The 12,185-nt window shown below is 68.5% G+C and carries 12 protein-coding genes; 2 read left to right on the forward strand and 10 right to left on the reverse strand.

Going from position 1 to position 12,185, the window contains the following annotated elements:
* Positions 1-304: 304 nt before the first annotated feature.
* From panC to ftsH, 9 genes are all read right to left on the reverse strand, one after another.
* Entirely contained in the window at positions 305-1,276 is a 972-nt protein-coding gene (panC, locus tag IEY68_RS27015) for a pantoate--beta-alanine ligase (protein WP_058853457.1), read from the reverse strand.
* 142 nt (positions 1,277-1,418) lie between these two features.
* Entirely contained in the window at positions 1,419-2,366 is a 948-nt protein-coding gene (locus tag IEY68_RS27020) for a Rossmann-like and DUF2520 domain-containing protein (protein ID WP_229719042.1), read from the reverse strand.
* A gap of 117 nt (positions 2,367-2,483) precedes the next feature.
* On the reverse strand, positions 2,484-3,623 hold the full coding sequence (locus IEY68_RS27025; protein ID WP_058853458.1) for a DUF6779 domain-containing protein: 1,140 nt from the start codon (positions 3,621-3,623) through the stop codon (positions 2,484-2,486).
* A gap of 73 nt (positions 3,624-3,696) precedes the next feature.
* On the reverse strand, positions 3,697-4,173 hold the full coding sequence (locus IEY68_RS27030) for a DUF3180 domain-containing protein (RefSeq protein ID WP_058853459.1): 477 nt from the start codon (positions 4,171-4,173) through the stop codon (positions 3,697-3,699).
* 260 nt (positions 4,174-4,433) lie between these two features.
* Positions 4,434-5,042 (reverse strand): 2-amino-4-hydroxy-6-hydroxymethyldihydropteridine diphosphokinase, encoded by a 609-nt coding sequence (folK, locus tag IEY68_RS27035; RefSeq protein ID WP_082681130.1) that lies wholly within the window; start codon positions 5,040-5,042, stop codon positions 4,434-4,436.
* A complete protein-coding gene (folB, locus tag IEY68_RS27040) occupies positions 5,039-5,431 on the reverse strand; it encodes a dihydroneopterin aldolase (RefSeq protein WP_058853353.1) in 393 nt (130 codons plus the stop codon). Before folB ends, folK begins: the two co-directional genes overlap by 4 nt.
* Positions 5,428-6,246 carry a dihydropteroate synthase gene (gene folP, locus IEY68_RS27045; RefSeq protein WP_058853460.1) on the reverse strand — a complete coding sequence of 273 codons (819 nt, stop codon included), beginning with the start codon at positions 6,244-6,246 and terminating at the stop codon, positions 5,428-5,430. Before folP ends, folB begins: the two co-directional genes overlap by 4 nt.
* A gap of 92 nt (positions 6,247-6,338) precedes the next feature.
* Positions 6,339-7,010, reverse strand: coding sequence for a GTP cyclohydrolase I FolE (gene folE / locus IEY68_RS27050; RefSeq protein ID WP_058853354.1), 672 nt, complete (start codon positions 7,008-7,010; stop codon positions 6,339-6,341).
* A 76-nt stretch (positions 7,011-7,086) separates the two neighbouring features.
* Positions 7,087-9,477 carry an ATP-dependent zinc metalloprotease FtsH gene (ftsH, locus tag IEY68_RS27055; RefSeq protein WP_058853355.1) on the reverse strand — a complete coding sequence of 797 codons (2,391 nt, stop codon included), beginning with the start codon at positions 9,475-9,477 and terminating at the stop codon, positions 7,087-7,089.
* Between the two features lie 301 nt (positions 9,478-9,778).
* On the opposite strand from ftsH, the gene IEY68_RS27060 reads away from it, so the two are divergent.
* The gene (locus IEY68_RS27060; RefSeq protein ID WP_229719043.1) at positions 9,779-10,774 is read left to right on the forward strand and encodes a hypothetical protein; all 996 of its coding nucleotides are present in this window, start codon (positions 9,779-9,781) and stop codon (positions 10,772-10,774) included.
* 85 nt (positions 10,775-10,859) lie between these two features.
* Here IEY68_RS27060 and IEY68_RS27065 read toward each other — a convergent pair whose 3' ends face one another.
* Positions 10,860-11,333 (reverse strand): RrF2 family transcriptional regulator, encoded by a 474-nt coding sequence (locus IEY68_RS27065; protein ID WP_058853357.1) that lies wholly within the window; start codon positions 11,331-11,333, stop codon positions 10,860-10,862.
* A gap of 93 nt (positions 11,334-11,426) precedes the next feature.
* Here IEY68_RS27065 and IEY68_RS27070 point away from each other — a divergent pair, with 93 nt between their 5' ends.
* Positions 11,427-12,176, forward strand: a complete 750-nt coding sequence (locus tag IEY68_RS27070) for an SDR family oxidoreductase (protein WP_229719044.1) — start codon at positions 11,427-11,429, stop codon at positions 12,174-12,176.
* Positions 12,177-12,185: the final 9 nt, after the last annotated feature.

The following is a 12,185-nucleotide window of genomic DNA, read 5'->3' on the forward strand; positions in this document are numbered from 1 at the left end:
CGCTCGGTCGCCGCGCCCCTTCGCCTCATCGCTCCAGAACCGGAGCAGGCCCCGCCACCGGAAGTAAACCATCCGGAGTAGACGGAAGATGGGTGTAGAAGCGCGCCTCGAACAGCCCGGGTAGGCCCACGGCCCGGCGAGTACCCAATGGTCGCCGATCTCTCGACGACCGACCACACACGCTCGGTCGCCGCGCCCCTTCGCCTCATCGCTCCAGAACCGGAGCAGGCCCCGCCACCGGAAGTAGACCATCCGGAGTGAACGGAAGATCTGTGCGAAAGCGCACCCCCACCAGGCCGGGTAATCACTGTGATCCGGCCGCGGTGGCGCTCGGCGCGTGCTGCGCGGTTTCGGCGTTCCCGGACGGCGCGGCGATATCGGCGTCGGGATGGCCGTCCAGTTGCACGCCCAGTTGGACCGGGGCGTTGTCGATCAAGCGGGTGGCGCCGATGCGGGCCGCGATCAGCAGGCGGGCGTTACCGTTCTCGGGAGCGGGGTCCAGGTTCGCCGAGCGCAGTTCGAGATAATCCAATTCGATCGCGGGAGCGGCGGCCAGCACGGCATGCGCGGCCCGCAGTACGGCGTCGGCGCCGGCCGCACCGGATCGCGCACCGGCCAGCAGGGCTGCGGACAGGGTGGTCGCGAGTTCGCGCTGTACGGGGTCGAGGTAGCGGTTGCGCGAGGAGAGCGCGAGGCCGTCGGATTCACGCACGGTCGGCACCGCCACGATCTTCACATCGAAATTCAGGTCGCGGACCATCTGGCGGATCAGCGTGAGCTGCTGATAGTCCTTTTCGCCGAAAAATGCCTCGTGCGGGCCCACGATCTGCAGCAGTTTCGCCACCACGGTGAGCATCCCGGCGAAATGGGTCGGCCGGGACGCGCCCTCGAGGTCGGCGCCGACCGGTCCGGGATGCACGGTTGTGCGTGGTCCCGCCGGATACATATCCGCCGCACTCGGCGCGAACACCAGGTCGACTCCCTCGCCGCGCAGCAGCTCCACATCGGCGTCGAGGGTCCGGGGGTAACTGTCCAGGTCCTCACCCGCGCCGAACTGCAACGGGTTCACGAAAATGGACACCACTACGACCTGGTTGGTGCGCTTGGCGCGCCGCACCAGTTCCAGGTGTCCCTCGTGCAGAGCACCCATGGTGGGCACGAGGCCGACGGTGCGCCCGGCGCCGCGCAGCGCGCGCACGACCTTGCCCAGTACGGCCGGATCGTGCTGCACCGTCAGTTCACCGGCCCGGTACGCACCACGCAACACCGAATCCATCACGAAGCCCCCTCCGAAGCTGGCACATGCGATCCGCGGAGGCCGCAGCGAAGGCGGAGGTATCGCGGTATCGCGCCTCCCTCGAGCGAAGACATGCGGACCGCGGAGGCCGCAGCGAAGGCGGAGGTATCGCAGTATCGCATCATCGGTTCTCCTCCAGCAGTTCGCGTAGTTCGGCGGGGGCCTGTGCCCGTTCGGCGGTACGCCGCGACAGGTCCCGGTAACCGGCGGCGACCTCGGGGGCGGCTGCGGCGAGGGCCTTCAGATGGGCGGCGACGGCCGCGGTGTCCCCGCGGGCCACCGGGCCGGTCAGCGCGGACTGGCCGCGGCGCAGGGCGTTGTCCAGCGCGGCGGAGGCCAGCGGGGCGAGCAGGCGTTCCGGTAGGCCGCCCGGCTGATCATCGATGGTCTGCTGGCCCAGCAGACCGGGGCCGGCCAGCGCTATCCGCAGCGCCTCGAGCGCGTCCAGCACCAGCGTCACGAGGTGGTTGCTGCCGTGCGCGAGCGCGGCGTGATAGAGGGCGCGGTGTTCCTCGGCCACCTGGACCGGTTCACCACCCATCTCGATCACCAGGGACTGGGCGATGGCATAGCCGATCTCGTCGGCGGCGGTGATCCCGAAACAGGCGTTGGCCAGGCGGGACATGTCTTCGTCGTGACCGGTGAAGGTCATGGCGGGATGAACGGCCAGCGGCAGCGCACCGGCTTCGCTCAACGGGGCCAGCACTCCGATCCCGTTGGCGCCGGAGGTGTGGGCGACGATCGTGCCCGGTCGCACGGTGCCGGAACTCGCCAGACCCCGGACCAGACCGGCCAGTTCCGCATCGGGGACGGCCAGGATCAGCAGTTCGCTGCTGGCGGCGACCTCCTCGACCGGGAGGATCCGCGAATCGGGCAGCCGGGACTGCGCCCGGCGCACCGAGGCGTCGGATATCGCGGCGACGCCGAACACAACATGTCCGGCGCGCTCGAGCGCGGCACCGAGGGCTGATCCCACACGTCCCGCCGAGACGATACCTACCGTCAGTCGTGCGGGCGCCGGATCACCACTCGCGGCCGGGCTGCCAGGAGTCACGCGTGGCGAGGTCAACAGTGTCCTCTCGAAGTCGTTCCAGTCCCGCGCTGCGGGTACCGGACGTTACGAGTCGAGGATAGGACCAGCTCCCGCCGATGCGCCATGGGCGCCCCGGGTGATATGCGCCGCACTTCAGGAGCTGCGCTGCTCTTCTTCCTGCCGCAGATTGGCCATGATCTCGGCGACCGACAGCCGCCGGTTCCCGGCCGGATCGGCCTGGGCGCGACGCCGCCGCGAATTCGCCGACCGGGGGAAGAGCCCGGCCGCCGCGCGGGCGGAAGATTCGTGAGGCTTTCCGTTGCCGGACCTGCCGTTCACGGCCGGCTCGGGCGCTTCGGCCGATTCCGGCATTTCGTCGGCGGCTTCGGTCACCGGCGGGCGGGGGTCCGGCGCGCTGTTGTCGGGCGCCGGCGGCCCGAAGAAAGGTTCGTCGCTCAGCGGCGGGCTGTCGCGGTCGTCGCTATCGGCATCCAGCTCGTCGTACACCTCGGTGAACGCGTCCGCCCAGCTCGGCCCGGAGATATCGGGGGCCGGCGGCTCGTCGTCGAAACGGACGATCGCCGTTTCCGCGGTGACCGGGGCATCGTCGGGGCTCGCGAACCGCGGCCGACCCGGATAGTCGGTTTCGTACACCGGGGTCACCGAATTGCGCTCACCGGTGTCACCGGCCGGTTCGGCGGCCTCCGCTTCGGTATCGGCCCAGCCGTCCGCGGCGCGCGACCAGCCCGCGGCGGCATTGGCCCAGGCGTCCACTGCCCGCTTCTCACCCTCGTCCGGACCATGCCAGCCGGGCGGAAGCTCCGCCGCCTTCTCCTCGGCGCCGGGCAGTTCCTGAACCCGGAAAGCAGACGCGCGCAGCGCCGGCCGCTCTTCGGGCAGATCCCCGTCGAAGAGTCGCTCCAACTGCCGCCGCAGCACCGCGAGTTCGGCACGCAACGCCGCCATTTCCGTGGCGTCGGCACCCAGTTCCGAACGCACCCGCGACTCGACCCCGATTTCGTGTTCGCGGCGGGCACCGATCTCGCGCTCCAGTTCCAGTTCGTAGACCTGCCGCAGATCACGCATCCTCGCCTGATACCGGCCGGCGGCCCACGCACCCAGTACCGCCGCCCACAGCGCGACCACCAAACCCACCCGGATGAACTCCAGGCTGTCGCTGAGAACCAGAAATACGCTGGCCACCAGACCCAGTAGAACGAGTGCGCCGAGGAAGAGCTTGCCCACATCTTCCCGGCCGCGCGAGGAAGTACTACTGCGGGACGGTGAAACCATGACCGCAAGGGTAGCCGCGATATTCGCCACCGCCCAGGTCGGAAAGGGCGGGGATGGATCACGGTCGCAGGGCCTATGAGGGGGCGGGGTCGTCGGTCGGGTCGTCGGGGGCGCGGCAGCAGTATTCGAGCCACAGGGCCGCCACCGCGAGCGCGATCCCGGCGCCGAATCCGATCAGGACGCCCGGGTAGTCCGCGTCGGCCGCTCGCAGATCGCCGCGCTGCGGGAAGATCCAGAGCAGGAAGCCGAGCCACACTCCGGCCACCAGCGACCCCACCTGCGCGGAGGCCTTCGCCAGCGCGAGCGCCCGGGCAACGGTGATCGGATGCAGCTGGCGCGAATCCGCGCCGATCTGACGGTGGCTCACCCCGGTCCGGATATAAAAACCCAGGGCAACCTCCAGGACCGCCACCGGATACAGGGAGGCACCGGCGATGGTGGAGATCGGCGGAAAACTCGCGTAGGCCAGCCGGGTCGCCACCCAGGCGATCACCGCCGCGATCAGGACATTGGCCAGCAACTCCCGGACGCGTGTGGGCTTGAGCTTCATACCCCCGCCGTCGCCTCCACCGCCCCCGCCGCTGTTCCTCCCACCGCCCCCGAGAGTCATGGAAACTCCTTCGAAGCAGGTACACACAATCCGCGGAGACCGCAGCGAAGGCGGAGGTACCGCATCATGGAAACTCCTTCGAAGCAGGTACACACAATCCGCGGAGACCGCAGCGAAGGCGGAGGTACCGCATCATGAGAACTCCTTCGAAGCGGGTCCATGCGGTCCGCGGAGGACGCAGCGAAGACAGAGGAATCTCATCACGGTGCCTCCCCCGACCCCGGTACATACGGCCCGCGGAGCCCGGAGCGAAGGCGAAGGGACCGCAGCACCGTCCCCGCAGCGGGTAGGAGAGTGAATTCGGTGCGCCGCACCCCCGCGCGTTCGGCGGGGTCCAGCTCAGCCAGCAGCTCACGGACGCCGCGTTCGGCCCCCTCGACGGCCAGCACCGCGTCGGGCTCCACATCGAGCCAGGGAATCAGGACGAAGGCGCGATTGTGCGCCTGCGGATGTGGCAGGGTGAGCGCGGGATCGGTACTGCGCACGGTCCGGAGAATACCTCCGTCCGTCTCCGCGCAGGAGACGATATCCACGTCGAGGGTCCGGGCGCCCCAGCGCACCATCCGCTCGCGCCCGGCAGCATGCTCCAGCCGCTGCCCGTGCCGGAGCCAATCGCGGCAGTCGTAACCGGGGTCCTCGGCCACCAGCACGGCATTGAGGAAATCGTCCTGTTCCACCCCACCCCAGGGCGCAGTGGCGTAAACGGGCGAGACGGCGCGCACCCGGGCACCGAATCCGGTGACGACGCCGCGCAGCGATTCGAGCCGATCCCCCATGTTCGAACCGATCGAAAGCACCGCGCGTGTCATGGAGATCCCCGCCCACGACTACCCGCGGTGACCACCCGTACATCGGCGAAGCTGTGCGGAATGGGTGCCGCCGGTTTGTGCAGCACCACCTCGACGTCGGCGACCCCGGGTACTTCGCGTACCCGGTCGGCGATCTCGATGGCGACGGTTTCGATCAGATCCCGGGGCGTGCCGGACACGATCTCTACGGCCAGTTCCGCGAGAGCGCCGTAATCGACAGTGTGGGCCAGATCGTCGGTGGCCGCGGCCGCGGCGAAATCCGACCACACGGTCAGATCCACCACGAATTCCTGTCCGTCGCGCCGTTCGTGCTCGAACACACCGTGACGACCGAAAACCCGAAGCCCCCGCAGCTCGATCCGGTCCGGGCCGGGTGCCGGTGTACTCACCGCGGCATTCCCGGCCGCTGCGCACGACGCCAGGCATCGGTCACCGCGACGGCGTCCTGCGAACCGCGGACATCGTGGACCCGCACACCCCAGACCCCGTGCCACGCCGCCAGCGCGGAAACGGTGGCGGTGGCGGTCTCCCGGCCGTCGGGCGGGCGCGGCCCGCCGGCATCGCCCAGCAGCGACCCGAGGAACCGTTTGCGCGACGCGCCGATCAGCACCGGGAACCCGTCGGCGACGAAACGGTCCAGAGCACCCAGTAGCGCCCAGTTGTGTTCCGCTGTCTTCGCGAATCCCAGACCGGGATCCAGGATGATCCGCGCCGGGTCGACACCCGCGTCGATCGCGTGCTGCACCTGGACCCCGAGCTCGGAACGCACCTCGGCGACCACATCGTCGTAGTGGTCGGCCGGACCGGTGTGCCGGTAGTCCGACGCGGCCCGCCAGTGCATGAGGATCCACGGAATATCGGCGGCGGCGACGACCGCGGCCATCGCCGGGTCCGCACGACCGCCGGAGACATCGTTGATCACCGTCACCCCGGCCGCGATGGACGCCTCGGCCACCCGGGCCCGCATGGTGTCGACGCTGGTGGGAATACCAGCGGCGACCAGCCCGCGCAGCACCGGGACCACCCGTTCGACCTCGGTCTCCACTTCCACCCGTATCGCGCCCGGCCGGGTCGACTCGCCGCCGACGTCGATGATGTCGGCACCCATCTCGTAGAGCCGGACACCGTGTTCGATCGCTCGCTCTGGATCGAGATAGCGGCCGCCGTCGGAGAACGAATCGCCGGTCACGTTCACCACGCCCATCACCACGCACGACCGGCCCGGCCGCGGTTCCACGCCCGGACGGGGCCGCACCCCGGCCAGAGCCGGTACAGCGGGGGCTGTTCGCTGGTCGCTCACTTGCGCAGAATCAGGTCGAGGGCCTCGGAACGCGAAGCCGAGTTGGTCTGCAGGAGTCCGCGGACCGCCGAGGTGGTGGTGCTGGCGCCGGGTTTGCGGATTCCGCGCATCGCCATGCACAGATGTTCGGCCTCCACCACCACGATCGCGCCGCGCGGATCCAGTTTCCGCATGACCGCGTCGGCGATCTGGCTGGTGAGCCGCTCCTGGACCTGAGGCCGCTTGGCGTACAGATCGACCAGGCGCGCCAGTTTGGACAGACCTGTCACCCGGCCGTGCGGGCCGGGAATGTAACCGACATGGGCGACACCGTGGAAGGACACGAGATGATGCTCGCAGGTCGAGTACATCGGGATATCGCGAACCAGGACGAGTTCCTGATGCTCTTCGTCGAAGGTCGTGTTCAGGACCGCGTCCGGTTCCACATACAGCCCCGCGAACATCTCGCGGTACGCGCGAGCGACCCGCGCGGGAGTATCGGCCAGTCCCGGCCGGTCCGGATTTTCACCGACGGCGAGCAGCAGATCACGTACCGCTGCCTCGGCCCGCGCTTGATCGAACCGTCTGCCGGTTTGCAGCGCGATCAGCTCCGGCGCGGGCTCGCCGCTCTCTCCCAGCTCGGCGGGGATACCGGCCGGGTGACCGTTGGTCTGCTGATCGGTCGACATTCGAGGACACCTCCACATCTCGGGCGCGGCAATACACACCGGGCGCCGAACCCATCCGAGCGTAATCGGCGCCGGTTTACTGCCGACCGTTCGGGCTGTCCCAGGAGTGCGGTCCACCATGGCCGGAGTCCTCGCCGGAGCCGTATCCGGATTCGTCCTGACCACGCTCGTAGGGCGATCCCGGGCCTTCGTTGCGGAGTCCGCCGGGGTTCTGGTCGGGATGCGGATGCCGGGGCTGTTCCTGCCCGCCACCGTAACCGCGCTCGGCCGGTGGGGCCTGCGGTTCCTCACGCGGCGGCCACCCGGGGGCCGACCAGCCGGCCGGAGCACCGTAATCGGGCCGGGAGCCGTGGGTAGCGCCCCGGGGATAAGCGGGAGCGGGCTGCGGCGGGGCCGGGTAGCCGGCGGGCTGACCGTAGCCGGGCTGCTGGACCGCACCACCCGGGAAACCCCCGGGCTGCGGCAAGCTCCCGGCGGACGCGGGATCGCGCGGACCCACGCCCGCGGGGACGGGTTGCGGGGGCGGCCACGGCTCGCCACGTTCGGCCGCGAGCTCACCCGGGGTCTTGACCGGTGGCTTATCGGACGGCACCCGGTCGCCGAAATCGTTGAACGCGGTGATCCGGGGCCGTTTGTGGACGGCACTCAGAATGGTTTCCAGATCCTTGCGGTGCAGCGTTTCGCGTTCGAGCAGGGCCATGGCCAGATCGTCGAGCACATCACGGTACTCGCTGAGGATCGCCCACGCCTCGGTATGCGCGGCCTCGATGAGGTTGCGAACCTCCTCATCGATGGCCCCGGCGACCTCGTGTGAGTAGTCCGAGGCCGTGCCCATGGACCGGCCGAGGAAGGGATCGCCCTGCTCCTGGCCGTACCGCACCGCACCGAGCCGGGCGCTCATCCCGTACTCGGTCACCATCGCGCGCGAGATCTTGGTGGCCTGATCGATATCGGAGGAGGCACCGGTGGTGGGCTCGTGGAAGACCAGTTCCTCTGCCGCGCGCCCGCCCATGGCCATGACCAGCCGGGCGATCATCTCCGACCGGGTCATCAGGCCCTTGTCGTCCTCGGGCACGGTCATCGCATGGCCGCCGGTGCGGCCGCGGGCCAGGATCGTGACCTTGTAGACCGGCTCGATATCGGGCATCGCCCACGCGGCCAGCGCATGGCCGCCCTCGTGGTAGGCGGTGATCTTCTTCTCGTGCTCGCTGATGATCCGGCTCTTGCGGCGCGGGCCGCCGATCACCCGGTCCACCGATTCCTCGAGCGCGTCACCGGTGATGGTGGTGCCGTTCTCGCGGGCGGTGAGCAGCGCGGCCTCGTTGATGACATTGGCCAGATCGGCACCCGACATACCCACGGTGCGTTTGGCCAGCCCGTCGAGATCGGCCTCCGAGGCAAGGGGCTTCCCCTGGGAATGCACCCGAAGAATGGCACGGCGACCGGCCAGGTCGGGGTTGCTGACCGGGATCTGCCGGTCGAACCGGCCGGGGCGCAGCAGGGCGGGGTCGAGGATATCGGGGCGGTTGGTCGCGGCGATCAGGATGATTCCGGTGCGGTCGCCGAAGCCGTCCATCTCCACCAGCAGCTGGTTGAGGGTCTGTTCGCGTTCGTCGTGACCGCCGCCGAGTCCGGCGCCGCGCTGCCTGCCGACCGCGTCGATCTCGTCGACGAAGATGATGCAGGGGCTGTTCTGTTTGGCCTGTTCGAACAGATCGCGGACGCGGGAGGCACCGACACCGACGAACATCTCCACGAAATCGGAGCCGGAGATGGTGAAGAACGGTACGCCCGCCTCACCGGCCACTGCCCGCGCGAGCAGCGTTTTACCGGTACCGGGGGGACCGTAGAGCAGCACGCCCTTCGGGATCTTTGCGCCCAGCGCCTGGTAACGCACCGGGTTCTGCAGGAAGTCCTTGATCTCGTAGAGCTCTTCGACCGCCTCGTCCGCACCGGCCACATCGGCGAACGTGGTCTTGGGCATATCCTTCGACAGCTGTTTGGCCTTGGATTTCCCGAAGCCCATCATGCCGCCGCGACCGCCGCCCTGCATCCGCGACATCACGAAGATGAACAGCCCGAGCAGGAGCACCATGGGCAGCACGAACAGCAGGATCTGGGTGAGCCAGCTCTCCTGTTTGACCACCGTGTTGTATTCGGCGCCCGAATCCTGCACTGCCTTGAATATCTGGGCCGAGGTATCGCTGCCGCCGGGGTACTTCGCGATGATCTTGTCGGCGCCCTGGGTGGCGTCGTTCCCGTTCTTCAGTTCGATCCGCAATTGCTGTTCGCGATCATCGATCTGAACGTTGGCGACGTTCTCCTTGTCGGCGAGCTGAGTGAGGGCCACCGACGTGTCGACGCTCTGCCAGCCGCGGGTGTCGTTGCCGAAGTAACTGAACAGATAGATCACGAGCAGAATGCCCGCGATTATCGCCAGGGTACGAAACACTGTCTTGCGGTTCATAGAGCGTCGGCCGGGGCGGCCAGTCCTTTCAGGCGTCTCCGCGTTTTGCCTAGCGATGCGTCGATCTCGGGCGGCGCAACCCACATCCTTGCCGCCCGGTGGGCGGATTCGGGTGCGGACATGCCACGTTACCGCGTACGGTCTAATCGATACATCGCGCTTCCTGACTCGTCGCAAGCCAGTAGTTCGGCTGGTGATGCAGTTCAAGAGGTAAACGGCCGGAAAACCACGGTGGTTCCCGGGGTCGTGGACTGTGATATCTCGTACTGATCACAATCATGGCACGCATGTAGGACCGATGATGATCGCGTACGACCCGAGCGCAGGGGGTATGGACATAGTCGAGTTACGGACACCCACAGCAATCGTGCGGCACGGCGAAGGACGATTGGTCGTCCTTCGTCCCGGTGCCGACAGCGAAACCGAGACCGACGGCGAGCGTGTCCTCGACGTCGCGGTGACCGACCTACTGGAGGTGCGCCTCAGCCGGCGCGCCGACGACGCGGTGGTCATCGAGATATATCTGCGCTATCCGACCCCCGTGCTGGTCGGCGTTCCCGCCGACCGGACCCCGCTACCGGTGCTGATCGCCGAACACGACGTACCCGCGGCGGCCGGAATCGTCTCTCGTATCAACGACCAGATACTGGCCGCGCAGCGTATCGATATCGCTGCCCCGGAGCTGAAGGCACCACCCACCGAATGGACCGACTCCGGGCCGGTACGCGCGGATGTGGAACGCGCCGTGCGCCGGATGTCGGCGGCCGGGCGCGGCGAATCGACCGTGGCCGATCTGGCCGGCTATCTCACCGGCGACGAATATGTGCTGGAGACCGCGAGTGTCGTCGCACACCCACCGGTGGGCGACGACGATCCCTGCCTGCTCACGGTGACCACGGCGCGCCTGCTGCTGGTCTCGCTCGGCGCCGGTGAGGCATACGCCCACGAACTGCCGATTCCGGTGATCATGCGGGCCCGCGCCACCGAGGAGACCGTCTCGGTGGTCGAGGACATCCGGGTCCGCAATCGTCGCCCCCTGGTGGAAATACACGACGGCAATACGGCGATGTGCTTCACCGCGCTGGATCGCGCCGATTCCGAACGGCTGGCGTGTGCGATCAATTTCGCCGTACGCCTGGTCGCCGTGAACGGTGCGGCCGGCCCGGCCGATCCCAGCGTCGCGCATCTGTACTCGGAGTGGGAACTGCTGGTCGAGCGGCATTCGCTGGGGATGGTCGACGACACCCAGTTCCAGCGCTACGGCCGCGGCATCCTGCGCTCGCTGCCGGGTATCTGACATTCGCCCGGCCGGACGCACCGGCCGGGCGAGCACCCACCGGGAGCGGGGTCGGCACCACCGCGCCATGCCCGGTCACCTGGAGCTATTGCGGCCCCACCAGGCGCCTACGGGTGCGTTCCGGAGCCCATTCCGGTAGTTCGGCGAGGAGATCGGCGAGCGAGGTGGCGGCCAGACTGGCACGCCACGCCTCGTGCGCCTCGGCCATCTTCACCGCCAGAATGCACCGGTCACGGCACTCTTCCGACGACAGCCCGCCTCGGCCCTGCTGACGTATCTCGCGGCATTCGTAGGGTGAGGCGCCGCCGTCGACCGCCTCGACGATCTGCAGGAGCGTGATCTCCGCGGCGGGCCGGGCCAGCCGGAACCCGCCCCGGGGCCCGGTGGTGGCATTGAGCAGACCCGCCCGGACCAGCGCCTGCAGTTGTTTCGCGAGATAGGGCGCCGGCAGATCGAAGTACTGCGCCAATTGCGCCGCCGAGGCGGTGGTTCCCACCCCGAGCTGCGCCAGCGAGGTGGCGCAGTGCAACAGCCATTCGGTACTCACCGGCAACTTCATGCCCGTGATTCTATCCAAGATATTGCGGATCTATTTAGTCCGAGATATTGTTCCCCGCATCCGATCGGATGCGCTCCCGAGGAGTCAGGACCCATGACCATGCGAATCGCCGTCGCCGGCGCCACCGGAAATATAGGAACCCGCACCGCCGCCGCCCTGGAAGCGACCGGCCACGAAGTGGTACGGATAAGCCGTTCACTCGGTGTCGATCTGCGTAGCGGCGAGGGCTTGGACGCCGCACTCGCCGGTGTCGCTGCTGTCGTGGACGCCACCAGCGTCGAGAGCACCGACCGCGCCGAGGTCGTCGACTATTTCGGCAGCACCACCCGCAATCTCCTGGCCGCCGAAGGGCGGGCGGGTGTCGGCCACCACGTTCTGCTCTCCATCGCCGGAATCACGCGGGTGGCGGGAAATGCGCACTATGCGGGGAAGCGGGAACAAGAACGTCTCGTGGAGCAGGGCAGGGTTCCGTGGACGATCGTCCCGGCGACCCAGTTCCACGATTTCGCCGCCACGGTGACCGGCTGGACCGAGCAGGACGGCGTCGCGACCCTCGCGCCGCTGCTCGTACAACCGATCGCCCCGGCCGATGTGGCCGATATCCTCGCCGAGATCGCGACCGGCGCACCCCAGGGCCGCTACCGCGATATCGCCGGACCGGAACCGCAGGATCTGGTGGATATGGCCCGGCGTACCAATGACGCGCGGGGCCGCTCGGTCACGTTGGTACCGACCTGGTCGTCACTGTTCGGGCCGGAGATGGCCGGGAACGCGCTGCTGCCCGGCGACAATGCCCGGATAGCCCCGACCACTTTCGAGCAGTGGCTGGCCGAGCAGCGCTGACCACGGTGA

It is taken from the genome of Nocardia jinanensis, assembly GCF_014645735.1.
Lineage (GTDB): Bacteria > Actinomycetota > Actinomycetes > Mycobacteriales > Mycobacteriaceae > Nocardia > Nocardia jinanensis.

Excerpts from the sequence above, each read along its gene's own strand:
- folP (WP_058853460.1), bottom strand. The coding sequence starts at position 6,246 with ATGGGCGTGGTGAACGTGACCGGCGATTCGTTCTCCGACGGCGGCCGC.
- IEY68_RS27025 (WP_058853458.1), bottom strand. The coding sequence starts at position 3,623 with ATGGTTTCACCGTCCCGCAGTAGTACTTCCTCGCGCGGCCGGGAAGAT.
- folE (WP_058853354.1), bottom strand. The coding sequence starts at position 7,010 with ATGTCGACCGATCAGCAGACCAACGGTCACCCGGCCGGTATCCCCGCC.
- IEY68_RS27030 (WP_058853459.1), bottom strand. The coding sequence starts at position 4,173 with ATGAAGCTCAAGCCCACACGCGTCCGGGAGTTGCTGGCCAATGTCCTG.
- IEY68_RS27070 (WP_229719044.1), top strand. The coding sequence starts at position 11,427 with ATGACCATGCGAATCGCCGTCGCCGGCGCCACCGGAAATATAGGAACC.
- panC (WP_058853457.1), bottom strand. The coding sequence starts at position 1,276 with ATGGATTCGGTGTTGCGTGGTGCGTACCGGGCCGGTGAACTGACGGTG.
- IEY68_RS27060 (WP_229719043.1), top strand. The coding sequence starts at position 9,779 with ATGATCGCGTACGACCCGAGCGCAGGGGGTATGGACATAGTCGAGTTA.
- IEY68_RS27065 (WP_058853357.1), bottom strand. The coding sequence starts at position 11,333 with ATGAAGTTGCCGGTGAGTACCGAATGGCTGTTGCACTGCGCCACCTCG.
- folK (WP_082681130.1), bottom strand. The coding sequence starts at position 5,042 with ATGACACGCGCGGTGCTTTCGATCGGTTCGAACATGGGGGATCGGCTC.
- ftsH (WP_058853355.1), bottom strand. The coding sequence starts at position 9,477 with ATGAACCGCAAGACAGTGTTTCGTACCCTGGCGATAATCGCGGGCATT.